Source organism: Parasphingomonas zepuensis (assembly GCF_036663735.1).
GTDB lineage: Bacteria > Pseudomonadota > Alphaproteobacteria > Sphingomonadales > Sphingomonadaceae > Sphingomonas.
This window is the reverse complement of record NZ_JAXOJO010000002.1, coordinates 924,385-951,352: the sequence shown is the minus strand read 5'-3', so window position 1 is coordinate 951,352 and position 26,968 is coordinate 924,385. Positions and strand designations below refer to the sequence as shown.

Annotated in this window: 29 protein-coding genes and 2 tRNA genes; 4 read left to right on the top strand and 27 right to left on the bottom strand. The window is 66.7% G+C overall.

The annotated features are described in order from the left end of the window. Window positions 1–6: 6 nt before the first annotated feature. The 3 genes from trxB to U1769_RS10835 all read right to left on the bottom strand — a co-directional run bounded on the left by trxB (window position 7) and on the right by U1769_RS10835 (window position 3,028). A complete protein-coding gene (gene trxB, locus U1769_RS10845; RefSeq protein ID WP_332715561.1) occupies window positions 7–972 on the bottom strand; it encodes a thioredoxin-disulfide reductase in 966 nt (321 codons plus the stop codon). 107 nt (window positions 973–1,079) lie between these two features. Next, entirely contained in the window at window positions 1,080–1,916 is an 837-nt protein-coding gene (gene fghA / locus U1769_RS10840; protein ID WP_332715559.1) for an S-formylglutathione hydrolase, read from the bottom strand. Beyond that, window positions 1,916–3,028, bottom strand: a complete 1,113-nt coding sequence (locus tag U1769_RS10835; protein ID WP_332715557.1) for an S-(hydroxymethyl)glutathione dehydrogenase/class III alcohol dehydrogenase — start codon at window positions 3,026–3,028, stop codon at window positions 1,916–1,918. Before U1769_RS10835 ends, fghA begins: the two co-directional genes overlap by 1 nt. A gap of 167 nt (window positions 3,029–3,195) precedes the next feature. Here U1769_RS10835 and U1769_RS10830 point away from each other — a divergent pair, with 167 nt between their 5' ends. Beyond that, the gene (locus U1769_RS10830) at window positions 3,196–3,678 is read left to right on the top strand and encodes an NUDIX domain-containing protein (RefSeq protein ID WP_332715555.1); all 483 of its coding nucleotides are present in this window, start codon (window positions 3,196–3,198) and stop codon (window positions 3,676–3,678) included. A 72-nt stretch (window positions 3,679–3,750) separates the two neighbouring features. Here the strand turns inward: U1769_RS10830 and U1769_RS10825 are convergent. The 3 genes from U1769_RS10825 to U1769_RS10815 all read right to left on the bottom strand — a co-directional run bounded on the left by U1769_RS10825 (window position 3,751) and on the right by U1769_RS10815 (window position 6,296). Continuing rightward, window positions 3,751–3,827: transfer RNA gene (locus U1769_RS10825), tRNA-Met, on the bottom strand. Between the two features lie 46 nt (window positions 3,828–3,873). Further along, window positions 3,874–4,383: a 2'-5' RNA ligase family protein gene (locus U1769_RS10820; RefSeq protein ID WP_332715553.1), complete on the bottom strand. Its 510-nt coding sequence runs from the start codon at window positions 4,381–4,383 to the stop codon at window positions 3,874–3,876. Continuing rightward, window positions 4,380–6,296, bottom strand: coding sequence for a potassium transporter Kup (locus U1769_RS10815; protein WP_332715552.1), 1,917 nt, complete (start codon window positions 6,294–6,296; stop codon window positions 4,380–4,382). Before U1769_RS10815 ends, U1769_RS10820 begins: the two co-directional genes overlap by 4 nt. A gap of 188 nt (window positions 6,297–6,484) precedes the next feature. Between U1769_RS10815 and ald the strand changes: the two genes are divergently transcribed. Further along, window positions 6,485–7,591, top strand: coding sequence for an alanine dehydrogenase (gene ald, locus U1769_RS10810; RefSeq protein ID WP_332715550.1), 1,107 nt, complete (start codon window positions 6,485–6,487; stop codon window positions 7,589–7,591). A 243-nt stretch (window positions 7,592–7,834) separates the two neighbouring features. Here the strand turns inward: ald and U1769_RS10805 are convergent, their stop codons facing one another. The 21 genes from U1769_RS10805 to U1769_RS10705 all read right to left on the bottom strand — a co-directional run bounded on the left by U1769_RS10805 (window position 7,835) and on the right by U1769_RS10705 (window position 25,390). Further along, the gene (locus tag U1769_RS10805; protein ID WP_332715548.1) at window positions 7,835–8,482 is read right to left on the bottom strand and encodes a tetratricopeptide repeat protein; all 648 of its coding nucleotides are present in this window, start codon (window positions 8,480–8,482) and stop codon (window positions 7,835–7,837) included. After that, window positions 8,482–8,859, bottom strand: coding sequence for a cytochrome c-type biogenesis protein (locus U1769_RS10800; protein WP_332715546.1), 378 nt, complete (start codon window positions 8,857–8,859; stop codon window positions 8,482–8,484). The genes U1769_RS10805 and U1769_RS10800 overlap by 1 nt, the downstream gene beginning before the upstream one ends. 215 nt (window positions 8,860–9,074) lie before the next feature. Beyond that, complete coding sequence (locus U1769_RS10795) at window positions 9,075–9,605, bottom strand: redoxin family protein (RefSeq protein ID WP_332715544.1); 531 nt, start codon at window positions 9,603–9,605, stop codon at window positions 9,075–9,077. Further along, the gene (locus U1769_RS10790) at window positions 9,602–11,569 is read right to left on the bottom strand and encodes a heme lyase CcmF/NrfE family subunit (protein ID WP_332715543.1); all 1,968 of its coding nucleotides are present in this window, start codon (window positions 11,567–11,569) and stop codon (window positions 9,602–9,604) included. Before U1769_RS10790 ends, U1769_RS10795 begins: the two co-directional genes overlap by 4 nt. Beyond that, on the bottom strand, window positions 11,566–12,000 hold the full coding sequence (gene ccmE, locus U1769_RS10785; RefSeq protein ID WP_332715540.1) for a cytochrome c maturation protein CcmE: 435 nt from the start codon (window positions 11,998–12,000) through the stop codon (window positions 11,566–11,568). The genes U1769_RS10790 and ccmE overlap by 4 nt, the downstream gene beginning before the upstream one ends. Next, entirely contained in the window at window positions 11,997–12,104 is a 108-nt protein-coding gene (gene ccmD, locus U1769_RS10780; RefSeq protein ID WP_332715537.1) for a heme exporter protein CcmD, read from the bottom strand. Before ccmD ends, ccmE begins: the two co-directional genes overlap by 4 nt. Continuing rightward, on the bottom strand, window positions 12,101–12,823 hold the full coding sequence (ccmC, locus tag U1769_RS10775; RefSeq protein ID WP_332715535.1) for a heme ABC transporter permease CcmC: 723 nt from the start codon (window positions 12,821–12,823) through the stop codon (window positions 12,101–12,103). The genes ccmD and ccmC overlap by 4 nt, the downstream gene beginning before the upstream one ends. A 99-nt stretch (window positions 12,824–12,922) precedes the next feature. Further along, window positions 12,923–13,975: a Leu/Phe/Val dehydrogenase gene (locus U1769_RS10770; protein WP_332715533.1), complete on the bottom strand. Its 1,053-nt coding sequence runs from the start codon at window positions 13,973–13,975 to the stop codon at window positions 12,923–12,925. 25 nt (window positions 13,976–14,000) lie between these two features. After that, window positions 14,001–14,077, bottom strand: a tRNA-His gene (locus tag U1769_RS10765). 80 nt (window positions 14,078–14,157) lie between these two features. Beyond that, window positions 14,158–14,883, bottom strand: coding sequence for a type II secretion system protein N (locus U1769_RS10760; protein WP_332715531.1), 726 nt, complete (start codon window positions 14,881–14,883; stop codon window positions 14,158–14,160). Continuing rightward, window positions 14,880–15,359, bottom strand: a complete 480-nt coding sequence (gene gspM, locus U1769_RS10755) for a type II secretion system protein GspM (RefSeq protein ID WP_332715529.1) — start codon at window positions 15,357–15,359, stop codon at window positions 14,880–14,882. Before gspM ends, U1769_RS10760 begins: the two co-directional genes overlap by 4 nt. Continuing rightward, entirely contained in the window at window positions 15,356–16,450 is a 1,095-nt protein-coding gene (gene gspL / locus U1769_RS10750; protein WP_332715527.1) for a type II secretion system protein GspL, read from the bottom strand. Before gspL ends, gspM begins: the two co-directional genes overlap by 4 nt. Continuing rightward, complete coding sequence (gene gspK / locus U1769_RS10745) at window positions 16,447–17,457, bottom strand: type II secretion system minor pseudopilin GspK (protein WP_443030328.1); 1,011 nt, start codon at window positions 17,455–17,457, stop codon at window positions 16,447–16,449. Before gspK ends, gspL begins: the two co-directional genes overlap by 4 nt. Next, the gene (gene gspJ / locus U1769_RS10740; RefSeq protein WP_332715523.1) at window positions 17,423–18,079 is read right to left on the bottom strand and encodes a type II secretion system minor pseudopilin GspJ; all 657 of its coding nucleotides are present in this window, start codon (window positions 18,077–18,079) and stop codon (window positions 17,423–17,425) included. Before gspJ ends, gspK begins: the two co-directional genes overlap by 35 nt. Further along, on the bottom strand, window positions 18,076–18,555 hold the full coding sequence (gene gspI / locus U1769_RS10735) for a type II secretion system minor pseudopilin GspI (protein ID WP_443030327.1): 480 nt from the start codon (window positions 18,553–18,555) through the stop codon (window positions 18,076–18,078). Before gspI ends, gspJ begins: the two co-directional genes overlap by 4 nt. Beyond that, window positions 18,555–19,028: a GspH/FimT family pseudopilin gene (locus U1769_RS10730; RefSeq protein ID WP_332715521.1), complete on the bottom strand. Its 474-nt coding sequence runs from the start codon at window positions 19,026–19,028 to the stop codon at window positions 18,555–18,557. Before U1769_RS10730 ends, gspI begins: the two co-directional genes overlap by 1 nt. Window position 19,029: 1 nt before the next feature. After that, a complete protein-coding gene (gene gspG, locus U1769_RS10725) occupies window positions 19,030–19,509 on the bottom strand; it encodes a type II secretion system major pseudopilin GspG (protein WP_332715519.1) in 480 nt (159 codons plus the stop codon). A gap of 20 nt (window positions 19,510–19,529) precedes the next feature. Further along, entirely contained in the window at window positions 19,530–20,756 is a 1,227-nt protein-coding gene (gene gspF, locus U1769_RS10720) for a type II secretion system inner membrane protein GspF (RefSeq protein WP_332715517.1), read from the bottom strand. Then, the gene (locus tag U1769_RS10715; protein ID WP_332715515.1) at window positions 20,749–22,338 is read right to left on the bottom strand and encodes a GspE/PulE family protein; all 1,590 of its coding nucleotides are present in this window, start codon (window positions 22,336–22,338) and stop codon (window positions 20,749–20,751) included. Before U1769_RS10715 ends, gspF begins: the two co-directional genes overlap by 8 nt. Continuing rightward, window positions 22,335–24,536 carry a type II secretion system secretin GspD gene (gene gspD, locus U1769_RS10710; protein ID WP_332715513.1) on the bottom strand — a complete coding sequence of 734 codons (2,202 nt, stop codon included), beginning with the start codon at window positions 24,534–24,536 and terminating at the stop codon, window positions 22,335–22,337. Before gspD ends, U1769_RS10715 begins: the two co-directional genes overlap by 4 nt. Beyond that, window positions 24,533–25,390, bottom strand: a complete 858-nt coding sequence (locus tag U1769_RS10705; RefSeq protein WP_332715511.1) for a type II secretion system protein N — start codon at window positions 25,388–25,390, stop codon at window positions 24,533–24,535. The genes gspD and U1769_RS10705 overlap by 4 nt, the downstream gene beginning before the upstream one ends. Before the next feature lie 137 nt (window positions 25,391–25,527). On the opposite strand from U1769_RS10705, the gene U1769_RS10700 reads away from it, so the two are divergent. Beyond that, window positions 25,528–26,211, top strand: a complete 684-nt coding sequence (locus U1769_RS10700; RefSeq protein WP_332715509.1) for a prolyl hydroxylase family protein — start codon at window positions 25,528–25,530, stop codon at window positions 26,209–26,211. Between the two features lie 58 nt (window positions 26,212–26,269). Beyond that, entirely contained in the window at window positions 26,270–26,962 is a 693-nt protein-coding gene (locus tag U1769_RS10695) for a pentapeptide repeat-containing protein (RefSeq protein ID WP_332715507.1), read from the top strand. Window positions 26,963–26,968: the final 6 nt, after the last annotated feature.

The window sequence follows — 26,968 nt, the reverse complement described above, 5'->3', positions numbered from 1 at the left end:
GCGCGGTTATTCCGCCGCTTCAGCCACTTCGAAATCAGCCTCGGCGAGGAAGCGCTCGGCATCGAGCGCCGCCATGCACCCCGTGCCAGCGGCAGTCACCGCCTGGCGATAGACCTTGTCCATCACATCGCCGCACGCGAATACGCCGGGCACGCTCGTCTTGGTCGTGCCGGTCTCGACCTTGATGTAATGATCGTGATCGAGTTCGAGATGGCCGCGGAACAGCTCGGTCGCCGGATGGTGGCCGATCGCGACGAAGCCACCCTCCACGTCCAGCCGGGACTTCTCGCCCGTGACCGTGTCGACCAGGTCGAGCGCGACCAGACCGGCATTGCCCCCGCCATCGACAAAGGTCTCGACCTCCTTGTTCCACAGCACCTTGACGTTCTTGTGGGCGAACAGCCGCTCCTGGAGGATCTTCTCCGCGCGGAACGAATCCCGGCGATGGATCAGCGTCACGTCGTCGCTGTGGTTGGTCAGGTAGAGCGCTTCCTCGACCGCGGTGTTGCCGCCGCCGATCACCGCGATCTTCTTGCCGCGGAAGAAGAAGCCGTCGCAGGTCGCACAGGCGCTGACCCCCTTGCCCTTCAGCGCTTCCTCGCTGTCGAGCCCCAGCCACTTGGCCTGGGCGCCCGTCGCGATAACCAGCACGTCACCCTGATAGACGTCGCCGCTGTCGCCGATCAGGCGGAAGGGCCGCCGGGTCAGATCGACCTCTACGATGGTGTCCCACAGCATGCGCGTGCCGACATGCTCGGCCTGAGCCTGCATCTGCTCCATCAGCCACGGGCCCTGGATCACATCCTTGAAGCCGGGATAATTCTCCACGTCCGTCGTGGTCATCAGCTGGCCGCCGGGCTGGATGCCCTGCACCACGATCGGCGCCATGCCGGCGCGCGCGCCGTAGATCGCGGCTGACAGGCCGGCCGGGCCTGAGCCGAGGATGAGCATGCGGGTCGTGTGGGTGGTCATGGGATCGTCCGTAAAATGGCCCCCGCATCTAGAGGCGATAGGGGTTCGCTGACAACATGGCTACGCCGCGGCACCATCGGAATGGCAGGCGGCGCGCAGTTTTGCTTTCAGGCCTTCAACCGCGCCGAGTGCCAGGCGACGTGATCGGCCATGAAGGTCGAGATGAAATAATAGCTGTGATCGTATCCCGGCTGCATCCGCAAGGTCAGGTCGATCCCGGCCTTGGCGCACGCCTCGCGCAGCAATTCCGGCTTCAGCTGCTCCGTAAGGAAATTGTCCTTGTCGCCCTGATCGACCAGGATTTCCGGTACGCGGAAGCCGTCGGCGATCAGCGCGCAGGCATCATAAGTCCGCCAGTCCTCGCGATCCTTGCCGACATAGCCAGTCAGCGCCTTCTCGCCCCAGGGGCAGTGCAGCGGCGACACGATCGGCGCGAAGGCGGAGACGCTCCTGAAACGCCCGGCATTGCGCAACGCGATGGTCAGCGCCCCGTGCCCGCCCATCGAATGACCGGTGATCCCCTGCCGCGCCAGGTCGGCCACGGCGAACTCGGTCAGGATCAGCGCCGGCAGCTCATCCTCGATATAGCTGCGCATGCGGAAATTGGCCGACCACGGCTCCTCGGTCGCATCGACGTAGAAGCCGGCTCCTTTGCCGAAATCATAGGCGTCGTCATCGGGCACATCATCGCCGCGCGGGCTGGTGTCGGGCGCGATGAAGATCACGCCGTGCTCGGCGCAGGCCGCGCGATACTCACCCTTCTCCGTCACGTTCGCGTGCGTGCAGGTCAGGCCCGACAGATACCAGAGCACCGGCAAGGTCGCGCCTTCCTCATGCTCGGGCACGAACACGGAGAAGGTCATCGGCGTGCCGGTGACGACCGACTGGTGCCGATACACGCCCTGGACGCCGCCATGGACCCGCGCGGTGCTGATGGTCTCCATCAATAGACCACGACGCTGCGGATGCTCTCGCCGGCATGCATCAGGTCGAAGCCCTTGTTGATCTCCTCCAGGCTGAGGACATGGGTGATCATCGGATCGATCTCGATCTTGCCGTTCATGTACCAGTCGACGATCTTGGGCACGTCGGTGCGGCCCTTCGCGCCACCGAAGGCGGTGCCGCGCCAGTTGCGGCCGGTGACGAGCTGGAACGGCCGCGTGCTGATCTCCTTGCCCGCCTCCGCCACGCCGATGATGATGCTGGTGCCCCAGCCGCGATGGCATGCTTCGAGCGCAGTTCGCATGACTTCGGTGTTGCCGGTGCAATCGAAGGTGTAATCGGCGCCGCCATCGGTCAGCGCGAGGATCGCCGCGATCGTGTCCTCGCGCGATTTGCCGCGCGCATCGATGAAGTCGGTCATGCCGAACCGGCGACCCCATTCCTCGCGGTCGGGGTTGATGTCGACGCCGATGATCCTGTTGGCGCCTGCCATCCGCGCGCCCTGCAGCACGTTGAGACCAATGCCGCCCAGCCCGAACACCACAATGTTCTCGCCGACCTGCACCTTGGCCGTATTCACCACGGCGCCGACGCCGGTGGTGACGCCGCAGCCAATATAGCAGCTGGTCTTGAACGGCGCGTCGTCGCGGATCTTCGCCACGGCGATCTCGGGCAGGACGGTGAAGTTCGAGAAGGTCGAGCAGCCCATATAATGAAAGATGGTCTGGCCCTTGTAGCTGAAGCGGCTGGTGCCGTCCGGCATCAGGCCCTTGCCCTGGGTCGCGCGGATCGCAGTGCACAGGTTGGTCTTGCCCGAGAGGCACGACTTACACTGGCGGCACTCCGGGGTGTAAAGCGGGATGACATGGTCGCCCGGTTTTACGCTGGTGACGCCCGGGCCGACCTCGCGCACGATGCCCGCGCCCTCATGGCCCAGAACGCTCGGGAACAAGCCTTCCGAATCGAGGCCGTCCAGCGTGTAGGCATCGGTATGGCAGATGCCCGTCGCCATGATCTCGACCAGCACTTCGCCAGCCTTCGGGCCTTCGAGATCGAGCTCGACGATCTCAAGCGGCTTCTTCGCCTCGAATGCTACGGCTGCGCGGGTCTTCATGGGTCGCCTCTCTCATGGAATCAGCCCGCGCTAGCCGAATTGCGCCGGGCGGAAAAGGCGGGAGGTTCATTGCCGTTTCATGGTTGCTTCCGCGGTGACGAAACACCATTCCTCCGCAGTGTCGTCGCAATCCCTGCGACGCGCGGCAGCCTTAGGCGGGCGACCCCTTGATCCATGCCCTGTACCGATACGCGTTGCGGGGGTTGCTTGCCGTGTTTCAGCGCGTGCGCCGGCTCATCTGGTCGATCACGCGCCCCGACGTCCACGGCGCCCATGCGATCGCGCTGACCCCGGCAGGCCGAATCATCCTCGTCCGCCTGAGCTATGCCCAGGGCTGGCACCTCCCCGGCGGGGGCCGCAAAAGCCGGGAAAGCGCCACCGAGAACGTGCTGCGCGAACTGCGCGAGGAGATCGGGATGGTCGCGCATGACGATCCGTTCCTTGCGCGCGAGCTGCAGGAACGCAGCCAGTATCGCCTGGATCACGCCGCCATCTTCATCATCCGGAACGTGGCCTATCGGCCGAACCGGTGGTCGATCGAAATCGAGGAAGTGATCGAGGCGGATCTCGAGTCGCTGCCGCCCGATCTCTCGCGGCGGGCACTGGGCTGGATCGAGTCGCTGCGGGGCGAGCTCAGAGCATCGGACTGATGGCACCGCGAGCGGGGTTGGCGCGTGCCAACCCCTGCGGCATCTCGATATGGCAGGTGGGTCCACGAAAAGTGGTAGCGGAGGAGGGACTTGAACCCCCGACCCCAGGATTATGATTCCCGTGCTCTAACCAGCTGAGCTACTCCGCCCCAGCCATTCGAGAGCGGCGCCTATAGGAGCGCCGGGCCGTTCCGGTCAAGCGAACATGTGACGGGACAGCGGCTCCCACGGCCCGCCGCGATAGCGCCAGCTCGCCAGGCCGGCGATGACGACCGGGCGCGGGGTGAAATCGAGCTCAAGCGCGCGGAGCAGTGCCTTGGCTTCAGCAGGCTGTACCTTGTTCTGGACGGTGACGTGCGCCCGCCAGCCGGCCCGGTCCTGCGGCGTCAGCATCGGCGCGAAGGCGTCGGCCAGCCGGTCGCGGATGTCCGCGAGATCGGGGCTCTCGATCCGGAAGGCGACGCCCGCCCCCAGCGAGATGAGGCCCGCCAGCCGCGCCGCCGGCGCCTTCACGCCGCGGCTCTCGCCCGCGAGGCGGCGCTTGAGTTCGCTTTCGAGCGACGGCGCAAGGTGATGGAACATCGTCAAATGCGCATCGAGCTGGTTCCGCTCCGGGGGGAAGTGCCGCCGGCGCAGGGCGTCGAACCAGGCGGCGTCCGTCTTGCCGAACAGCGCCGTGACGATGATGGGCGCCGCGTCGTTCAAATCTCGAGCTGGCTACCGAGCTCGACCACGCGGTTTGTCGGCAGGCGGAAGAATTCCATCGCGCTTTCTGCGTTGCGGAGCATCCAGGCGAACAGTTTCTCGCGCCAGATCATCATGCCGGGCCGTGCCGAGGGCAGCAGCGTCTGTCGCGCCAGGAAGAAGCTGGTATCCATCATCCGAAAATCGGCGCCGCATTGATGCACGCGCGACAGCGCAACCGGCACGTCGGGTTCCTCGATGAAGCCGTAGCGCAGGATCATGCGATGGAAGCCGTCCCCAAGGTCCTCAAGCACGAACCGCTCCGATTCGGGGAGATAGGGCGCGTCCATGATCTTCACGGTCAGCAGGATCACGCGCTCATGCAGGACCTTGTTGTGCTTGAGGTTGTGGAGCAACGCATGCGGCACACCCTCCGGCGAGGACGTCATGAACACTGCGGTGCCGGGCACGCGAGTCGCCGAGGTCGCGGCCGACTGGATGAACACCTTGATCGGCATAGCGGCCTCCCGCATGCGATCGATCATCAGCTGTCGGCCCTTCGACCAGGTCGTCAGGAAAGTGAAGATGATCAGCCCGACCAGCAGCGGGAACCAGCCGCCCGACGGCACCTTGGTGAGGTTCGCGGCAAAATAAGCGCCATCAACCAAGAAGAAGACGGTGAGCAACGGAATCGCGTAATATTTCGGCCATTTCCACAGCCGGAACAGCACGACCGAGAGCAGGCAGGTGTCGATCAGCATCGCGCCCGTGACCGCGATGCCATAGGCCGACGTCAGGTTCGACGAGGTGCGGAAGAACATGACCAGCAACAGCACCATCACCAGCAGCGCCCAGTTGACCAGCGGGATGTAGATCTGCCCGGCGGTCGCGGCATTGGTATGTTCGATCCGCAGCCGTGGGATGAAGCCGAGCTGGATCGCCTGCTGAGTCACCGAGAAAGCGCCGGATATCACCGCCTGGCTCGCGATCACGGCCGCGGCGGTGGCGAGGAAGACGAGTGGTAGCTGAAGGCTTTCCGGAGCGAGCATGTAGAAGGGGCTGCGCAGCGCGTGATCGCCCTCGCGGAACAGCAGGGCCCCCTGCCCCATATAGTTGAGCATCAGCGCGGGCAGGACGAAGAACAGCCAGGAGACGCGGATCGGGTTGCGTCCGAAATGCCCCATATCGGCGTAGAGCGCCTCCGCCCCCGTCACCGCGAGCACGACCGAACCGAGCGCGAGGAAGGCGCGGATCGGATCGAGCATGAAGAACCGGACCGCATAATGCGGCGAGAACGCCGAGAGAATCTCCGGTGTATGAATGATGCTCAGCACGCCGAGGGTCGCGATCACCGCGAAATAGGCCAGCATGATCGGGCCGAAAAACAGGCCCACGCGTGAGGTGCCGCTGCGCTGGATCATGAACAGGCCAATGATGATGACCACCGCGATCGGGATCACCAGACGACCGAACGCCGGTGCGGCGACCGCGAGGCCCTCGACCGCCGACAGCACCGACACCGCCGGGGTGATCATGCTGTCGCCGTAGAACAGGGCCGTGGCGAAAACGCCGAGCAGGATGATGCCGTTCGACCAGCGCCGCGTCTTGGTCTGTCCGCTGATCAGCGCGAGCAGCGCCAGGCTGCCACCCTCGCCCTTGTTGTCGGCGCGCATGATGATCGAGACATATTTGAACGTCACCACGACCATCATCGACCAGAACATCAGGCTGACGACGCCCCAGATGTGCGCCGGATCGAGGGCGAGCTTGTGATGGCCGGCAAAGGTTTCGCGAAAGGCATAGAGCGGGCTGGTGCCGATATCGCCGAACACCACGCCGATCGCGCCGAGCGCGAGCTTGGCGAGGCCATCCTTGTGGTGATGATGGATATCCGGTGCCGCCTGGCCTGGATCCGCCGGCGCGGACCCGCCCATGCGAGATGCGTCAATAGTCACTGGAGGGACAATCTTGCCCGATTTTCAACTGGATAGCCCATGATGAACCGAACCGCGCCCCCTGCGTTCGAAGAGGCGGCGCAGTAGCACGCACCTCTTGCCCCGGCAACGGGACAATGGCGGTGCGCTGGGCTATGGCAGTAACATTTGAAACCGGAGTCGTAGCCATGCGCGTCGGAGTGCCCAGAGAAATCAAAAATCATGAATATCGGGTGGGGCTTACGCCCCCCTCGGTGGCCGAACTCGTCACCGCTGGCCATGAGGTGTTCGTCGAAACGGGCGCCGGCCTCGGCATCGATTTCGAAGATGCCGACTATGTCGCCGCCGGCGCGACGATTCTGCCCGACGCCGCGAGTGTGTTCGACCGTTCCGACATGATCGTGAAGGTCAAGGAGCCGCAACCGGGCGAAGTGGCGATGCTCGAGCCGCGTCATCTGCTCTTCACCTATCTCCATCTGGCGGCCGACAAGCCGCAGGCCGAGGGACTGATCAGATCGGGCGCCACCTGCATCGCCTATGAAACGGTGACGGCGAACGACCGTTCCCTCCCGCTGCTCAAGCCGATGTCGGAAGTCGCCGGCCGCATGTCGATTCAGGTCGGCGCGCATTATCTCGAAAAGGAACAGGGCGGCCGCGGCGTGCTGCTCGGCGGCGTGCCGGGCGTTGCGCCGGCGCGAGTCGCGATCCTCGGTGGCGGCGTATCGGGCGTGAATGCCGCGCAAATGGCGGTCGGGATGCGCGCCGACGTGACGATCTACGATATCTCGAACGCGCGGCTCGCCGAACTCGACATGTTCTTCGGCAGCCAGATCAAGACGGCCTATGCATCGAAGGCGGCAATCGCCGCGGCGGTGAAGAACGCGCATCTGGTGATCGGCGCGGTGCTGATCCCGGGTGCGGCGGCGCCCAAGCTGGTGACGCGCGAGATGCTGAAGACGATGAAGCGCGGATCGGTGCTGGTCGATATCGCGATCGACCAGGGTGGTTGTTTCGAGACATCGCATCCGACCACGCATGAGGATCCGGTGTTCGTGGTCGACGGCGTGATCCATTATTGCGTGGCGAACATGCCCGGCGCCGTCGCCCGCACTTCGGCCTTCGCGCTGAACAACGCTACCCTGCCCTTCGTGATGAAGCTGGCCAAGCTTGGCGCGGAAGAGGCGATGAAGGCGGATCCGCACCTCGCCAACGGCCTCAACGTCTCCGACGGCAAGATTCGCCACCGCGCGGTCGCCGACGCGATCGACCTACCGTTCGAGCCTTGGGAAAGCTGAAATTCGTCCGGCCATGACGGTTGATTATCGGATTGGTCGAGCGGGTTGAATCACCCTGCCGCAACGTATTTTCAGAGATAGGGGACACTGGTGTCGCATATCTCTCCGGATGCGATCTTCCAGAGAAGTGACCAAATTTACAGATACTTCTATGGCGATGGGTTTAGATCGGGATGACTTTAGCTAAACGGAGAGGGAAGCCGATTCCACCCGATGTCATCCCGCTCTAGAGGCGGGACCCGCTCAGTTGGCCGGCGGCATCGCTTGCGCCCGCTCGGCCATCGCCAGGAACGCGTCGAGCCGGGCGAGCTGCGCCGCGATCTCCGCGCGGTAGGACACGTCGGGCGGCGCCACCTCGAGCGCCTTGGCCCAATAGGGCCGCGCCGTCGCATATTCGCCCGACCGGATATAGGCCAGGCCCAGGAAATAGGGCGGCGCGGGATGCTTCGGGTTGAGCCCCGCCGCGTGCCGGAACGCGAACAAGGCCGCCGGCGAAACGGTGCCATCGTGCAGCTGCAGCGCCGAACCGAGACCGGTCCAGAGCGCGAGACTCCGCGGATATTTGTTGATCCCGCCCAGCAGCGCCTGCACGGCGCTCCTGGTGTCACCGGCGCGCGTCACGCCGTCGGCAGCGACGAGATACGCCCCTTCAGCGGTGAAGCGTCCCAGCATCAGGTCGCGCATTTCGGTCAGCGACGGGTCGATCTCGATCGGCTCGGCACTGCTGGCGACGGGATGTCCGGGGTTCAGGGGAGCGCCCTGCAGCGCATAGCCGGCCGCACCGAGCATCAGCGCGGCCCCGACGAACGACCAGAGCGTCCGCGACACACCCCCCAGCCACAGCACAAGCCCGGTGCCGACGCCGATCAGGACGAGCATGAGCCAGCCCATCAGCCGCGCCGCCGCTTGAAGCTGCCGCGCGCGAGCCAGGCGCCGACCGCCAGCATCGCCAGCGGCGCGAGCCACAGCGCCGCGGTCGCGCCGTTGAAGGGCGGATCATAGGTCACATAATCACCATAACGATCGATCAGCCAGCGTCGCACGGCGTCCGGGCTCTCGCCCGCCTGGATGCGTTGCCGCACCAGCGCGCGCATGTCCCCGGCCATGTCGGCATCGCTGTCCGCGATCGACTGGCCCTGGCAGACGAGGCAGCGTAATTCCACCATCAACGCCTGGGCCTTTGCCTCCTTCGCGGGATCGCGCAGCTGCGTGTTGGCCAGCGCCGCAGGCGGCAGGCCGCTGTCGGCGTATAGCGGGGTCGCGAGCAAGCTCAGAAGGACAGCGAGCAGCAGCCGGAGGATTGGCGCCCGACCATTTCCAATAGTTGTTCTCCTTCCCCGGCGAAGGCCGGGATCCAGTTGGAGGACAGCGGAAACCGAGCGCAGCGCGCCATCGCGAGACTCCCCCAACCGGGCCCCGGCCTTCGCCGGGGAAGGAGAAAATGGGGGCCGCGACGCGGTGGCATGGCTAGCGTGCCGCGGCGTCATTGCGCGGCCTGCAGGGCTTCGAGGATCTTGGGCACGTCCTCGGCGCGGATGTCGCCGATATGCTGCTGCACGATCCGCCCGCGGCCATCGATCACGAAGGTCTCCGGCACGCCGGAAGAGCCGAGCGACAGCTGCACCGCGCTGACCTTGTCGTCTCCGATCCGCTCATAGGGATCGCCGTTGCGGCGCAGGAACCCCTCGATCGCGGGGCCGGTGTCGCGGATCGCGATCGCGTCGATCGGCACGCCCAGCGCCTTCAGCTGCATCAGTTGCGGCGCCTCGGCGATGCAGGGCACGCACCAGCTGGCAAAGACGTTGAGCAGGCGCGGCTTGCCCTGCCGGAAGGCGGCGGTGGCGATGCCGGGCTTGGTCGGGATGATCGGAGGCAGAGCGAAGGCCGGCAGCGGCTTGCCCACCATCGCCGACTTCACCGTGCGATCGGCCGGGGCGATCAGCCCGCTCGCCACGACCGCGAACAACAGGGCGAACGCGCCAAAAGGCAGCCAGAGCAGCAGCTTCCTCTTCATGCCTCGTCCTCCCGCATAGAGGTGCGGCGTTCGCGTCGCACCCGCCCAAGCAGCGACAATAGACCACCCAGCGCGATCAGTGCACCGCCGAGCCAGATGAAGGTCACGAAGGGTTTCCACCACAGGCGGAGCTGCCAGCGCCCCTGCTCGTCCTCCTGGCCCAACACGGTATAGAGCTGCCCGTCGATCCGCGTCGCGATGGCGGATTCGCTGGTCACGGTCGGGGGAGAGGCGAAGAAGCGCGATTGCGGGCGCAGCACGAAGGGTGTGCCGTCACCGCGCCGCACGGTCAGCTTGCCTTCGAGCGCCGACCAGTTGGGGCCGATCACCGGGCGGATATGATCGAGCGTCACCGTGAACGGCCCGACGCGCTGCGGCTCGCCGATGCGCGCCGCCACGAGCGTTTGCTTGGTGAAGGCGCTGTCCGACGCCATGCCGGCCAGGCTGACCGCGATGCCGAAATGCGCGATGACCATGCCCCAGGTGAAGAGCGGGGTGCGGCGCAGATTGCGTTTCCACAACGGCGCCACGCTCGCCGCGCCGACGCCGGTCGCCAGGGCAAGGCCGAGCAGCGGGAGGATGCCAATCCCGCCACCCAGCGCGGCGAATCCGGCAAGAGCGACTCCGGTCGCGGCGACCGGCACGATGACGCGACCAAGCACTGCATTCGCCTCGTCGCGGCGCCAGCGCATCAGCGGGCCGGCGCCCATGATCGCGACAAGCAGCAAGGCGATCGGCCCGGCGGTCTTGTCGAAAAAGGGCGGGCCCACGGAAAGCTGCACGCCCATGCCGGCGGCGACGATCGGGTAAAGCGTGCCGATCAGCACGATGCCGAGGATCACCGTGAGCAGCAGATTGTTCGCGACCAGGGCGCCTTCGCGGCTGACCGGATCGAAGGTGGTGCCCTGGCGTACCGTGCCGACGCGCGCCGCGAACAGCAGCAGCGCGCCGCCGATATAGAGCGCGAGCAGGACGAGGATGAACGCGCCACGCTTCGGATCGACGGCGAAGGCGTGAACGCTGGTCAGGATGCCCGATCGCACCAGGAAGGTGCCGAGCATCGACATAGAGAAAGCGACGACGGCGAGCATGACTGTCCAGGCGCGCAGACCGTCGCGCGTCGCGAGCACGGTGACCGAATGGAGCAGAGCCGTGGCGGCGAGCCAGGGCATCAGCGAGGCATTCTCGACCGGATCCCAGAACCACCAGCCGCCCCAGCCGAGCTCGTAATAAGCCCAATAGCTGCCGGCGGTGATGCCGAGCGTCAGGAATATCCAGGCACCCAATACCCAGGGCCGCATGGCCCGCGCAAAGGCCGGCCCGACATCGCGCGTAACCAACGCGCCGACCGCGAAGGAAAAGGCGACCGAAATGCCGACATAGCCGATGTAGAGGGTCGGCGGATGGAACGCCAAGCCGGGATCCTGCAGCAGCGGGTTGAGCCCGTTTCCGTCTGCGGGGGCAGGATTCAACCGTGCGAACGGGTTGGAGGAAAACAGCAGAAAGGCATAGAAACCAAGGGCAATCAGCGCCTGGGCACCAAGCGTCGCGATAAGCGTCGCGCGCTGCAGGCGATGTTCCAGGAGCGCCACCGCACCCCCGGCGAGCCCGAGGATCGTCACCCAGAGCAACATCGAGCCTTCGTGATTTCCCCAGGCGCCGGCGATCTTGTAGAGCCGCGGCTTGTCCGAATGGCTGTTCGTCGCGACCAGCAGCACCGACATGTCGGACCGGACGAACGTGACGATCAGCAGCAGCAGCGCGAGCCCGGCGAGCAGCCCCTGCACCACCGCGACCGGGCGGACCGCCGAGAGAAGCTGGTTGGTCAGCGCGACATCGTCCGCGCCGGCCCTTGTCGCGCCGGAGAACATCGCGCGGCGGACACCGACCGCCGCCAGCGCCAGCTGCAGCGCGGCGAGCGCGGCGGCGAACCACAGCGCGGCAAGGCCTGCCTCAGCGATCATTGTTCGAGCGTCTTTGTCTCGTGCATCTTGCCTGCCATCTGGGGCGGCATGTATTTCTCGTCATGCTTGGCGAGCAGGTTTGTCGCGGTGAAGCTGCCATCGGGGTTGAAGCTGCCTTCCGCCACCACGCCCGATTTCTCGCGAAACAGGTCGGGCACGATGCCCCGGAACGCGACCGGCACCTTGGCGATGCCGTCCGTCACGACGAAGCGGATCGAGACGCCGTCGGGCAGCTTGCTGATCGATCCCGCCTCGACCATGCCGCCGAGCCGCACCGCCTTGCCGAGCGGCAGCTCGTTTTTCCTGACATCGCCCGGTGCATAGAAGAACGCCGCCTGATCCTTGAGCGCCGACAGGGCGAGCAGCCCGGCACCGATCACTGCCGCGACGGCCAACAGGGCCAGGGTGAGCCGCTGATGCTTGGCCTTCATGGACGTTCGCTCCGGCGCATGGCGAGCCAGCTCCACAGGACGAGACCGCCCACGCCGGCAAAGGTGATGCCATAAGCGGCAATGACGAAGGGCCAGGGATTCATGCCGCCATCCGCCGCATACGCGCTTCGGCCTTGGCGATCGCGAGAAGCGTCCGCATCCGCATCAGCACGACCGCCGCGAAGATCAGCCCGAAGCCGAGCACGGTGAACGGCAGCGGCCAGAGGATCGCGTTGTCGATGGTGGATTTGGTCAGCCCGATGCTCTGACCCTGATGCAAGGTGTTCCACCAGACCACGGAGTAGCGGATGATCGGCAGCAGGACCGAACCGGCGATGCCGTAGAGCGCCGGGATGCGGCCGTCGCCACCACGTTCTGCATCGGCGCGGGCCAGCGCCATGAAACCGAGATAGACGAAGAACAGCAGCAGCATCGAGGTCAGCCGCCCGTCCCATTGCCACCAGGTGCCCCAGGTCGGCCGGCCCCAGATCGAGCCGGTGGCGAGGCAGATCGCGGAGAAGACCGCGCCCGGCAGTGCGATCGCGCGGGCGGCCACCATCGCCAGCGGATGGCGCCAGACGAGGAAGACGATCGAGGAAATCGCAATGCCGGTCCAGCCGCCCATACCGAGCATGGCGGACGGCACGTGGAGATAGAGGATCCGTACCGTCTCGCCCTGGAGATAATCGGGCGGGGTCCGGGTCAAACCGCCCCAGACGCCGACGGCCAGCAGCGTCAGGCCCGTCCAGAACAGGATCGGCGTCAATGGCCGCGCAAGCTTCACGAAGCGAGCGGGATTGGCGAGGGCATGGAGGCTTGGCACGTTGGCTCAGCGTCTAGAGCGAGTTGCGGTGCTACTCAACCGGCTGATGCAGCGGCAAGCGGTGGGATCGCGCCAACACTTGCCTGCGGGACGCCGCGGTCAGGCGCGTCCAATCAACCGCTTGGCAAGCATGTCCGCCACATCAGACGCCGGTGCGCCGGTACGGTCGCTCTCGTCCCACACTTCGGCCAGCCGCTCCGGGATGCGTGCGATTCGGGCTTCGACTTCGGCGCGGTCGCCATGCCCGAGATATTCGAGGCCGACATTGATGATCCCGCCGGCGTTGATGACGTAATCGGGCGCGTAGAGGATGCCGCGTTCCGCGAGCCGCGCGCCCTCCGCCCCGGTCGCGAGCTGGTTGTTCGCGCCGCCGGCGATAACCGTAGTGCGCAGCGCGGCGATCGAGGCCTCGGTGAGAATCGCGCCAAGCGCGTTCGGGCTGACGATATCGGCCTCGATGCCGAGGATGGCGTCCGCAGGCGCCGTGTCAGCGCCAAGCTCCGCGGCGAGTGCGGCTGCCTTCTCAGCGTTCACGTCCGCCAGGGTCAGCTTCGCGCCGTCCTTCGCCAGCAGGCGAGCCAGGCCACCGCCGACGCTGCCGACACCCTGGATAGCGACATGCACGCCCTTCATGTCGGTCGCACCCAGCGCGCGCTGCGCCGCGGCCTTCACGCCGAGATAGACGCCCATCGCCGTATAGGGCCCGGGATCGCCACCAGCGTTGCCCTCCGCAACCGGCAGGCCGGAGACATGGCGCGTCATCGTCGCGATGGTCTTCATGCTCGCTTCGGACATGCCGACATCCTCGGCCGTCACATAGCGGCCGCCGAGCGATTCGACCGCGCGGCCGAACGCCTCGAGCTGCGGCACGGTGATCGAATCGCCGCGATTCGCCGCGAGCACGACGCCCTTGCCGCCGCCCATCGGCAGGCCGGCCATCGCGTTCTTGAAGCTCATGCCGCGCGACAGGCGGAGCGCATCGGTGATCGCCCGGTTGCTGTCGGCATAGTGCCAGAAGCGCACGCCGCCCGCCGCGGGCCCGAGATGAGTCGAATGCACCGCTATCACTGCCTGCAGCCCGGAGGCCGGATCGGTGAAGAGGTGCACGCCCTCATGATCGTCGAAATCGGGGAATCCCCAGCCGCTGGTCACGCGATTATCCTGGCTGATTGAAAAATGGGGCGACCGACGGGACTTGAACCCGCAACATCCGGCATCACAAGCCGACGCTCTAACCAATTGAACTACGATCGCCGCAGAGCCAGCGCCCCTAGCGGGATGACCATGGCAGCGTCAAGATTAGCGTTTGCACGATTGCAACGCCAGCGTTCGTGTCAGAAGCGACCCTCGATCGAGAGCGTGTAGCCGCCGGGCGTCGCCTGAAAGCCGCTAAGCACCAGTTTCTCGATCGCCGCCGCATCGCCCGGCTGTACCGTCAGCTCGCCCCGGAAACGGCCAGTAGCCCAGAGGCGCAGGGCGATCCGTTCCGTGCCGGCCTGGCTGGCGAGCGGCAGGAGCAACGCGCCCGCGTCGCAGCGCGCGGTTCCGCTCATCCCCTGGCCGAGGTTGACCCCGGCGAGATCGCCCGAGATCGTCGCGCGCACTCGCCCCTCCGCATTCTGGCAATTGCCGTCCTGGAAGCGCACGCTGACATCGTCGAAATCGAGCGCCGAGATCGGCACCGGCGCAAATACCGTCCCGGCCGGCAAATTCGCCGTCAGATCGTCGATGCCGAAGCTGTGCCGCGTGACACCGATCGCGCCGCGCAACGGTTGCCCGGCGGCCCGGCCCGGTCCCGACAGATCGATTCGCGCGCGCCCGACGAGCAACTGCACCGGCGACAGCCGGGCGCGCAGATCGCCCAGCGCAACGCCGCCGAAGCTCGCCTCGCGCAGGCTGCCGAACCACAGGCTGCCGCGTACCTCGCGTGCTGTGAGCCCGGTATTGCCAAGATCGAACCAGCCCATCGCCAGCCGCAGCGGCAGGAACAGGATCAGGGCGACCACGAAGGCAGCGCCGAAAAAGGCCAGTGGGCCAGTCGTCAGGCGAATCCGCTTCATTGCCCACGTGCCTTCAACGAGATCTGCGCCGAGATCGTCTTGTCGCCATTGTCCGTGGTGGCAAGCGAATCGACCACGATGCCAGCCGATTCGAGACCGGCGATCCAGCCGAACAGCGCGCCGGGCCGGGCAGTCGGAATCGCGATCTGCACCCGATTCGGCCCGTCGGCGGTGACATTGCCCAAGGCAAAGCCGGCATCGTTCGCGCGGTCCCGGATGACGGCATCGAGCGCTGCTTCCAGTCGCGCTGGCCGCTGGCGCTGGAGCGTCTCGAGCTCGCGGACCCGCATGCGCGTTTCGGCGAGAGCGATCGTCGCATCGGCGTGACGCTCGCGCGCCGAGGACAGGCCGTCCGTCACCGGGAGGATGATCGCGAGCCACAACAAGGTCAGCGCCAGCAGCGCGGCCATCACCATCAGCAGGCGCCGCTCACGCAGTGAGCGCCCCTCGAACCAGAGTTTGAAGCGCTCGGTCATCGCGGGGTCACTGTCAGCTGGCTGGTGAAGCGCCCGGCGCCGGATTCGATCGTGCCGACGCGGACAGCGAAGCCATAGGCGGCAATGCGGTTCCGCAGATCGGTGATCTGGCCCTCGGTCTCGGCGGAGGCGGTCACGCGCAACTCGCCATTGGGATCGAAGGCGAGCGCGCGAATCTCGGCGCCGGGGATCGAGCGCACCGCGGCATAAACGGCGGCGGTGGTGCGGCTGAACCCCAGGCCGCCGCCACGCAGGCCCGACAGCCGGGCATCGAGCTGGCGATCGGCGTTGTTGACCGTCTCGCCACGCGGCAAGCCCTGGCGGGCGAGCAGATCGGTCTGGCGTTCGAGCGATTCGGCGGCAAGATTATATTTCAGGATCTGCACCAGGCTGATCAGCAGGGTCACGCTGAGGATCGCGACCGCGAGCCAGGCGAGCCGGCGGATCAGGCCCCAGTCGATCGCAAAGCGACGGCGGCGGGCGAAAGGCCCCTGCCGCAGATCTAGGGCGGGCGACGCGATGGCGGCGACGATCGCCTGTTCGAGCGCGTCCCGGCCCAGTATCTCGGGCGCGACCCCGCCGGTGATCAGTTCAGTAAGACGCGCCTCGTCAGCGAAGCCGCTGGTAGGGCCGCGCACTACCCCCTCCCCGCCGAGATCGGCGCGGAGATAGCCCTGTTCGGGACGGGGCAGCAGCAAGGGCGACGGCACCAGCATCGCCGGATCGACGCCGTGCAGCGCCAGCGTGTCGAGCCACGCCCGCATCTGCGCGGTCGAGACGACTGCGATCGGTCGCTCGGCATGGGCGCCCTCCCGCCCGACCGCGACGTGCAGCTCGCCGATCGGCGCGGCGCTGGCATCGGCGACGACCAGGCGGGCGGCAGTGACGGACTGCGCGGTCGAGCGATCGGGCAGCTCGGCCCAGTGCAGGGTGACCGCATCGGCCGGCGCGATGGCGACCGGCGGTGGGGCGTCCTCGCCGGGCAGCTCGGGAACCCCCTCCCCGCGCGCCACGACGCCATCGTTGCCGATGCGGAGCCAGCGCCAGGGAACAGTGCCGGTGGGCAGGAAGAGGACAAGCGTATCGGTCATGACGGCTCGCCCCAATGGCGCGCCGCGAGCCGCGCGGGAAGCTCCGTCGCGTCGATCAACGCATGCTGCTCCAGTTCAGTGCCGCCGACCGCCACATCGACCTGCAGCGCGAACCACCCGGTCGTTATCGCCGTCTGCTCCTCAGCTCCCGGCGGCGGCGTCGTTCCGCCGAGCGATGGCACCTTCCAGAACGCCGTCGTGCTTTCATAGCCCTGGGGCGGCCGCTGCAGCAGCGCCTGGCGGGCTGCCTCGACCGACATCGTGTCGGGCAACAACATGGCGAGCAGAGGCGCCTGTTCGGGCAGCAGCGTGTTGATGTTGATCCTCGAGGGCTTGGCGATGGGCAAGACGCAGATCCACGGACGGAGTTTGGCGTAGATCTGCGGCGTCACACCGGCCACGGCGCGGAGCTCGCCGGGATCGGCAATCAGGGTATTGGCGGTGCGATAGGGCGTGGACTGGCCGGCATAGGCCGAATCCTCGGCGCCCTGATTGATCGGATAGGTGTCGCTGTCGATCCAGTCCGAAACCGCGGCCGCGATCGATTCGGCCGGGGCCGAATTACCGCCGACGAGCCGGATCAGGCGCGCGAACTGGATGCGCGCCGGGGTGTAAGCCGCGTAGGTTCCGGGCGTGGTTTCGACAACGAGACTGTTCAGGTTGAAGCAGTTTCCGCCGTCCGACACCCTCGCGGTGGCGACGCCGCCGGGCACCGGCAGCGGGATCGGCCGGCCGCTCCAGCCGCCCGCGAGGGTGACCCTGCTCTTGTCCCGAGCGAGCAGATCGCTGACCTTGGTAAGGGCAAGGGTTTCGGCGGCAAAGCTGTAGGCACGGGCCTGGTCCATCGCCACGGCATTGCTGCCGAGGCGCGTGGCAAGGCGCAACTTCTCCAGCGCGGTGCCGGCGAGCACCGCGATCAGCGCGACGAGCAGCAGCACCGTGAGGAGAGCCGCACCGCGTTCGGAGGGGCGATCAGCCGGACGCACCGGGCACCTTTCGCTGGCCATAGCCGGCCCCGACCAGGAACAGCTGACGGAATTCAACGCCGTCGTCGCGCAGGATGCGCATCTCCATCGCCTGCGGCAGCGCATTGACGGGCGTGCCGTCCCAGCGATCGCTCCACGCCCCGTTGATGCGATAGCGCAGAGTCACCAAACGGACATGCGTCAGCAGCACGGCCGGCGGCAGCGGCTCGGCCCCGTCGAGCATCGGATAGGCGACGCGTTCGAGCGCCCCGTCCGACAGACGATATTCGACCTTCTGCTCGCCGGCGCGAGGCGCTGCGTCGAGATTGCTCCAGCCGGAGCGGACCAGACGGACCATCGGTGTGTTGCCCGATCCCGCCGCGCCGGCGAAGGCCGGAAGCAAATCACCCGCCTCGTTGCGGGTCTGGCGAAGCGACGCCTGGGCGAGATCGGCCTGGAGCGCGGAGGACAGGCGGTTGAGCGCCTGGACATCGTCAAGCTTGGTATCGGTCGCCGCCTGGGCGCGGACGCTGAACGAAAGCAGGGCGACACCGGCGGCCGCGAGCAGGCCGAAGATCATCAGCGAGATCATCACTTCGACGAGGGTGAAGCCATTGGCGCGCCCGCGCGCGCAGGTGCCCGGGCATGGTTGACGGCGTGTCATGACGCTGCGCCGCCGATCGTGCCGGCGCGAACGACAGTGAGATGGCCCTGGCGGCTGCCAGCCGCGTCGGCGACCTCGACATCGATGCGCACGATGCGGGCATCAGCGGTCGGGCGAGTCGTGCGGGTCCAGCTCCATGCCAGTCCGCCATTCTGTTCGACCCCGCGCGCGACGCCGGCGGCGGGCGGTTTCGCGTCCGTCATCGCCTCGATCGCGACGTTACGCGCGACCATCTGCGCGGTGAGCGTCGAATCTAGCAACGATGCGCCGCGGATCGTCGCGCTCTCCAGCCGGATCAGGGCGAGTGCGGCCAGGCTGAATACCGCCAGCGCAACCATCATTTCGATCAGCGTGAAGCCACTTTCGCGTTTGCGCGAAAGCGTCCCCGCGGAGGCGGGGACCCAGAGTCGAAAGCGAACCGCCCGTGGCCTCTGGCCCCCCGCCTTCGCGGGGGAACAAAAAGAAAGATGATACATCAACCGCCGACCTTGACCGAGCCGTCAGCGGCGATCCGCACCGTCACGGCCTCGTCGCCGCGGGCAAGCTGCACGTCGAGCTGGCGATCGGCGAGGCCGGTCGAATCGAACATAACGCGCTGGCGGCCGCCATTCTCGGTGACAAGCGCGCGCGTGCCCTTGCCCCAGCTCGTCACACGGAGCGGCTTTTCGGCGATGGGGGCCCAGGCGCCATGCGTGCGCTCATCGAAGCCATAGCCGCCGGCCGTGACCCAGACGCTCACAGGCCGCGCCACGATGATCGCGCTTTGCTGCGCGGCGCGGGTGCGCGCCGCAAAGCGCGTCGCCTCGTCAAGCAACCGGCCGCGCGGATCGGGAATCGACCAGACCACCGCAGCCGAGGCCAGGCCGATGATCGTGATCACGATCATCAGCTCGATCAGCGTGAAGCCACGCGTCCGCGTGCGCTTTCCAGAGGCGACTGCCCGGCTCAATTTACTGCCAGCTGCCGATATCGGCGTCGGCGCCCTCGCCGCCTTCCTTGTCGTCCGCACCGAGCGTCCAGATATCGGCGTCGCCATGCTGCCCGGGCGAAGCGTAGAGATAGGGCCGGCCCCAGGGATCATTCGGCAAGCGCTTGATGTAGCCGCCGCGCTGATATTTCGCCGGATCGGCGCCTGCCGGCGCGGAAACCAGAGCCTGCAGGCCCTGCGAGGTGGTGGGATAGATGTCGTTCTGCAGCTTGTAGGTATCGAGCGCACCCTCGATCGTGGAGATGTCGGTCTTCGCCTTGATCACCTTGGCCTTTTCGCCGCTCGGGATGACATTGACCGCGACGATCGTCGCGAGCAGCCCAAGGATGACGATCACGACCATCAGTTCGACCAGTGTAAAGCCGTGCTCGGCAGAGCGCCGCACGGGCGTGAGGTTGCCTTCGTCGGATTGGCTGGCAGCGGGTTTATGGGGAGTCTTCATGGCAGTCCTCATGGTGGCTTTCACTGGCCGGCGAGCGTGTTGAGCTGCAGGATCGGCAGCAGGATGGCTAGTACGATGGTGGCGACGATGCCGCCCATCAGCACGATGATCGCGGGCTCCAGCAGCGAGAGCGCCGTGGCGGTGAAACGGTCGAACTCGCGCTCGAGATAGTCTGCGGCGCGCTCGAGCATGTCGTCGAGCTGGCCGGCCGTCTCGCCAGATGCGGCGAGATAGGTGAGCAAGGGCGGGAATACCGCGGCGCGGCGCATCGCCGCCGACAGGCTGCCGCCGCCGCGGATGGATTCGACGATCTCGTCCGAGGCGAGCTTGAGGCGGCGATTGTGGATCGTGCCCGCAGTGAGCGTGAGTCCTTCGAGCAACGGCAGGCGGCTGGCGACCATCGTTGCGAGGGTGCGTGCCATGCGGGCAGCATGCAGATCGCGGATCAGGCGGCCGAGCAAGGGCAAACGCAGGATCCAGCTGTCGAAAGCGAGCCTGATGCCGGGATCCTTCAGCGCCCGCCAGAACCCGACGCCGATCAGCGCGATGGCGATCAGGATCGCCCACCAATAGCCGACCAGCACCGCCGAGATACCGATCACGACCTTCGTCAGCATCGGCAGTTCCTGCCCGACCGTATCGAACTGCTCGACCACCTGCGGCACGACGAACATCATCAGCGCGGTGACGACGCCAAGCGCGACGATCGCCAGCACCGCCGGATAGGCGAGCGTGGTAACGATCTTGCCGTTGATCTCGGCCTGTCGCTCCAGCAGCACCGAAAGCCGTTCGAGGATCACCGGGAGCGAGCCCGAGCGCTCGCCCGCCGAGACCATTGCACGGTACAGCGGCGGGAAGCTCTTCGGTTCGCGGCCCATTGCCTCGGCAAGGCGGCGGCCTTCGACGACGCCGGCATGGACCGCCGACACGATCGTGCGGACCGTGTCCTGTTCGGTCTGGCGCGTGATGGTACGCAGCGATTCCTCGAGCGGCGACACACGGTTCAGCGTCGCGAGCTGGCGCGTGAACAGAGCAAGCTGCTTTGCGCTCATCTTCCTGCTGCCGAAACGCAGATCGGAGAACAACGGTTTGCCGCGCGCGGCCGGGCCCGTTCCCGCCTCGACCTTCACGACATAGAGGCGCTTCCGATCCAGCGCGGCGCGCGCATCGTCGATCGACTCGGCGGCGATATGCCCCCGTGTCTCCCGACCGCGCGTGTCGATCGCCAGATAGTCGAAATCAGCCACCGGTCGGCGCATCCACCACCAACGGCGCCTCGACATCGGCCATGTCACGCCGCGAGACGCGCACGGCTTCCTCAGGCGTGGTCAGTCCTTCGCGCACCAGCTGGCGCGCAGCGGAACCGAGATTGGGGGCATGGAGGAAGGCGTGCCGGGCGATAATCGCTTCGTCGCCGCCGTCATTGATCAGGCGGCGGATCGTCTCGTCGACGCGGATTGCCTCGAACACGCCGATCCGGCCCTTGAAGCCCGAATTCTGGCAATGCTCGCAACCGACTGGCTCATAAACCACCGCACCGGCATCGAAGCCGAGCAACGCAGAGACCGAGCCGCTAGCCTGCACCGGACGGCGGCAATGCTCGCACAGTCGGCGTACGAGGCGCTGCGCGATAACCGCGCGGAGCGTGGAGGCGAGCAGGAACGGCTCGACCTTCATGTCGCGCATGCGGGTAATCGCGCCGACCGCGTCGTTGGTGTGGACGGTCGAGAGCACGAGATGGCCGGTCAGCGAGGCCTGCACTGCGATCTCGGCCGTCTCGCGGTCGCGGATTTCGCCGACCATCACGACGTCCGGATCCTGGCGCAGAATCGCACGCAGGCCGGCGGCGAAGGTCAGGCCGACCTTTGGGTTCACCTGGGTCTGGCCAATGCCGTCCATGGCATATTCGACCGGGTCCTCCACGGTGAGGATATTGCGGCTGCCGTCGTTGAGCAGGCGCAGCGCGGCATAGAGGGTGGTGGTCTTGCCCGATCCGGTCGGGCCGGTGACCAGGATGATGCCGTTGGGTTCGGACAGCGCCCCTTTCAGCATGGTATTGATCGCATTGGTCATGCCGAGCACGTCGAGGGTGATCCCGGCATTCTCCTTGTCGAGGATACGCAGCACGACTCGCTCGCCGGCGCGGCTCGGCAGGGTCGAGACGCGGACATCGAGCAGCTTGCCGCCGAGCGTCAGCCCGATGCGGCCGTCCTGCGGCACGCGGCGCTCGGCAATGTCGAGCCGGGCCATCACCTTGACGCGGCTGACCACGACCGGTGCGACATGCGGCGGCATGCGCAGCGTCTCGCGCAGCACGCCATCGATGCGCATGCGCACCACCAGGCCGGTCTCGTACGGCTCGATATGGATATCCGACACGCCGTTGCGCGCGGCATCGGCGATGATGCCGTTGATCAGGCGGATCGCGGGCGCATCGTCGGCCGTGTCGAGCAGATCATCGGCCGTCGGCAGATCGCCGGCGAGCAGGTCGAGCTCGTCGCCCAGGCCGAGCGTACCGGCGGCAACGGCGGCCGCCTGGCCGTCCATCGCGTAGCGATCCGACAGGAGGCGATCGAAATCCTCCGGCGTCACGAAGCTCACGTCGAACGGCCGGGCGAGATGACGGCGCAGTTCGAGCAGCACCTTGGGATCAGATCCCTCGCGCATGGCGATCGACAAATGGCTGCCTTCGCCGATTTCAAGCGCGACGCCGAAGCGCCGGGCAAAGGCATAGGGGATCGCGATCATGCGATCGGGCAGCGCGACGCCTTCCGACAGCACGAGCGGCGCGGCCGCATCGTCAGCGGTGCCATGCGCGATCTGAATCATTTGTCCCTCGCCGGCCGGATGATCTTGGTCGAGTTGCGCATCACCGGCACGGCGACGCGTGGGTCCTCGATGCTGCCGTCCTGGCCCGGCGGCGGCAACGGTGCCGCAGCGCCCATATAATCGCGCACCAGTTGATCGATGCTTGGCTCGGAATCCGGGTTCTGCCCGGCCTGCTGAAGGCGAAGATAGCCGTAGCGCCGTTCGGCCACGCGCCGGCTGTCTTCGGGTGTACGGAGCACGGTCGGGCGGATGAAGATCATCAGGTTGGTCTTGGTGCGCTGCTTCGCCTTGGAACGGAACAGCGCGCCGATCCCGGGCAGATCGCCAAGGAACGGGACCTTTTCGATGGTGCGCCGTTCGTCGTCGCTGAGCAGGCCGCCGATGATCGCGATCTGGCCGTCATCGACGGTCAGCGTCGTCTCCACCTCACGCTTGTTGAGGATCAGGTCGCTATTGTCGCTCGAGACCGGGCCCGCGATGCTGCTGACCTGCTGGTGCAGGAACAGCTTGATCGCACCGGACGAATTCACCTGCGGCCGCACCTCGAGCTGGATGCCGACATTCTCGCGCTGGACGGTGCGGAAGGCATTGTCGAAATTGGTCGAAAGCGCCTGGCCCGTGGTGATCGGAATTTCCTGCCCGACCAGGATACGCGCCGGCTGATTGTCGAGTGTGGTGAGCGACGGCGCCTGGAGCAGGTTCGACGTGGTATCGGATTTCACCGCGCTGATGATCGTGCCGAAGATCGCGTCCTTGCCGATGTTGAACGCGCCGCCGCCGAAGCCACCCGAGGCGCCGAGGATCGAGTTCAGGGCCGACTGCGCGAGCGAATCGCCGACCGCGCTGCCGTTTGTCGTGACGGTGGTGGTGCCGTTGACCGTGGTCGTGCTGGTCGCGAGCTCCCGCGCGCCGATCGCGCCGGCGATGGTCAGCAGGTTAGGCGCCGAGTTGCTATAGGCAGTGGCGAAAGTCGGCACACCACTGCCCGGCAGGCCGGCCAGCAGGAACTGCACGCCGAGCTTGCTGGCGGTCGCGTCCGACACCTCGGCAACGATCGCCTCGACCAGCACCTGCTCACGCCTGGTATCGAGCTGATGCACCACCTCGGCAAGCTGGCGTTGCACCTCGGCAGGCGCCGCGATGACGATCGCGTTGGCGCCAGTGAAGCGAGTCACCACCGCGGCGGTGCGGCCACCCTCGGCCACAATCGCCGGCTGGCCGGTGCCGCCGGCGCTCGTCGGGTTGGCCTGCTGCACCGGAGCCGGCGCAGCATTGGAGGTCTGGCTGTCATTGTTGCCCGTCCCGCCGAAATTGGAGCGCGACAGGGTGTTGGTCTGGGTCGGCTGAGTCGGCGTCTGGCCGACGAGTTGTTGCAGCACCGGCAGGAGCTGTTCGGCATCGGCGTTTTCGAGAAAGACGACCTTGATCTCGGTGCCGTTCTTGGCGCGCCGGTCGAGATCCTCAGCGACGGCGGCGAGCCGTGCGACCGTCGAGGGATCGCCGCGCAGCGCGACCGAATTGGACCCGACCACCGCGACGACGCTGGCCCCCTGGCTGGCGCCGGCGGCACCGCCCTGCCCGGCGCTCTGGCCGACCAGGGCCTGGAGCGCAGTGGCGATCTCTCGCGCGCCGGCGTTCTTCAGCGAGATGACGCGGGTCGAGGCATTGTCGGTATCGATACGGCGGATCACCTCGCGTACGCGGCGTACATTATCGGCGAAATCGACGATCACGATCGAATTGCCGCCGCGGTTGGCGGTAACAGAGCCCTGCGCGCTGACCAGCGCCCGGACGGTATCGACCGCTGATGCCGCGTCGATCGCGCGCAGGCGGACGATCTCGGTCACCAGGCTGTTGCGCGCGGCGCCAGCCGATCCGATCCGGCTAGGCTGCGCGGCGGCGTTGTCGATCGGCTGGATGCGGAACGCGCCGTTCGACGTCGGCACCGCAACCAGGCCATTGGCGCGCAGGGTCGACAGGAACACTTCGAAATATTCCGAGCGCGACAGCGGCCGATCGGTGACGACGGTCACTTTCCCCTGCACCCGGGAGTCGATGATGAAGGTCCGCCCGGTAACCCGCGCGGCGTCGGCGATGAAGGCGCGGATATCGGCATCGCGCACGTTCATCGTCGTCTGCGCCGAAACCGTGCTGGCGAGCACGGCGGCGACGACTGGTGCAAAGATCAGTTTCTTCATTGGCCCGCGATCGTGATGGTGAGGGAAATCGTTTCATTGCCGCGCTCGACGGTGACGGGAATGCTACCTCCCTTGCCGATCTGCGCGCCGAGCTGTTCCATGTCGCCCTGCCCGGTCACCGGGCGGCCGTTGATCGCGGTGATCACATCGCCTTCGCGCAGGCCGGCCTGGCGGAACGCTGCGCCTGAACCCTGCGGCCGTACGACGAGACCGCTGACGCGCCCAGCGTCGACGCGCGGGATGAAACCAATGTCGGCACGAAGCTGAGTGGTCGAGAGCCCACGGGCACCGGGCGGGGGCGGCGCGTTGGGCAGGGCCGGCACGCCGGGCAACAGCGACGGGACGGTTTCCGACTGCGGCGGCGCGGCCGGCGCCACCGATTTGCTCTGATCGAGGAACAGATCCTCCTCGGCGCCGCCGCGATCGATCGTGACGTGATCGAACGCCACCGCCTTGAGCTTCACGCCCGGGCTGATTTCCTGGCCGACCGCGACGCTCTGCTGCACGCCGTCCGGGCCGGCGATGATCGCCGAGCCGCCGCCCATCGCCTCATCGATGCGCGTGCCGAACAGGGTGAGCTGGAGCGAGGTGACGACCACCGCGCCAGTGTCGCCGCCGCCGAGCCGGAAGAAGGGATCGAAGCCCTGCAACACGGCCGTCGGCGACCCGGCAAAGCCCGGCTGCGCCGGCTGCCACAGCCCGAGCGCGCCGACCGGCGTGACCAGGACCCAGAACAGCCGGGCGCACTGCGCCGCGAGACCGGCGAGCAGGACCAGCTCGAGCGCCGTGTAAACATTGGTGCGGGGGAGCCGCCGCAACAGCGCGCGCGCCCGAGCATCCAGAACCAAACGCATGCGGAAAATCCCCGATCGCGAACCTGCTAGGCGGCGATTGTTACAGTCGTAGGTCGTTCCTGTGAACCATATGAGACGAAGGCGATATACGCGGTCGCGCTGGAAAACACGCCTGGTTTTTGGCACGATCGCCGACGATGGCCAATGCTCCCGAAACGACCGCCCCTCCCGCCCCCTTCGGATCGGGGAATCCGGCCGAGGCGATGACCGTGCATCTGACCGCCCAGCCAGGCGTGCAGCGCGTACCGAGCCCGAAGCTCACCCTGTTCCTGCGGCGCCGCTTTCTCGATCCCGAAACCTGCGCCGCGGTGATCGCGCGGATCGACGCGCAGCGGCGCCCCTCGACGATTTCCGACGATATCGGCGATTCGGCGTTCCGCACCAGCGAGACCTGCGACCTCGATCCACTCGATCCGGTCGTCGCCGAAGTGGAGGCGCGGATCATGGCGTTCACCGGACTCGATCCCACCCATGGCGAGCCGATGCAGGGCCAGCGTTATGCCGTCGGACAGGAGTTCAAGGGCCATACCGACTATTTCGAGCCAACCGGCGTGGATTACGAGAAATTCTGCGGCGTGGCGGGCAATCGCACCTGGACGGTGATGATCTATCTCAACGAGCCCGAAGCGGGCGGCGCGACCCGCTTCAAGACGATCGACAAGATCGTCCAGCCGGAAACCGGAAAACTGCTCGCCTGGAACAATCGCCGGCCGGACGGCAGCCTGAACCCCGCGACGATCCACCAGGGCATGAAAGTGCGCAGCGGGGTGAAATATGTGATCACCAAATGGTTTCGCGAGAAACCATGGGGTTGGGTGTAAGCCAGGCTTCCGGATCCCGGGCGTGGATAATGCGGCCGGATCACCCTAGTGAACCGCGATGGATGATCTGTTTTCCGATCGAGCGGTGCGCGGCCGGGCATTGAGCCGTTCCGATGTCGAGCGCCTCGCAGCTTCGTCGATCCCAGGTCACCTGATCGACTGCGACCTGGCGGAAGCCGATCTCGCCGGGCTGGATCTGCTAGGCTGGACGTTCGAGCGCTGCGATCTTCGTCGCGCCGATTTCACCGGCGCGAAGCTGGCCGGCACGGTCTGGCAATCGTGCCGCGCGGCCCTGGCCCAGTTCGTCGGGGCCGATCTGAGCGATGCCAGCGTCATCGCCAGCGATTTCAACAATTGCGTAGCGCGGCGATCTACTCTCGCCGGGGCCAGCTTCACGCGATGCAAGCTGACGGGTGCCGACCTGTCGGAGGCCAGAGCGCTCGACGTCAGCTTCGAGGAAACCCTGCTGATCAATGCCAGGCTGCCGGCCTGTTCGTTTCGCAAGCAGACGCTGCACAAGATCGACTTCAGCCAGGCCGATCTGCGCAATGGCGACTTTCGCGGCACGATCTTCGAGCAATGCAGCCTGCGCGAGGCCAGCATGGCGGGATGCCGGTTCGATGGCGCCGACCTTCGCGGCGCCGATCTGGGCGGGCTGCGGCTGATCGACGCCAGCCTGTTTCGCGGCGCGACGATTTCCCGTGAGCAGGCGGGGCAGCTTCTCGGCGAACTGGGGCTCAACGTGCGCTGAGACGCG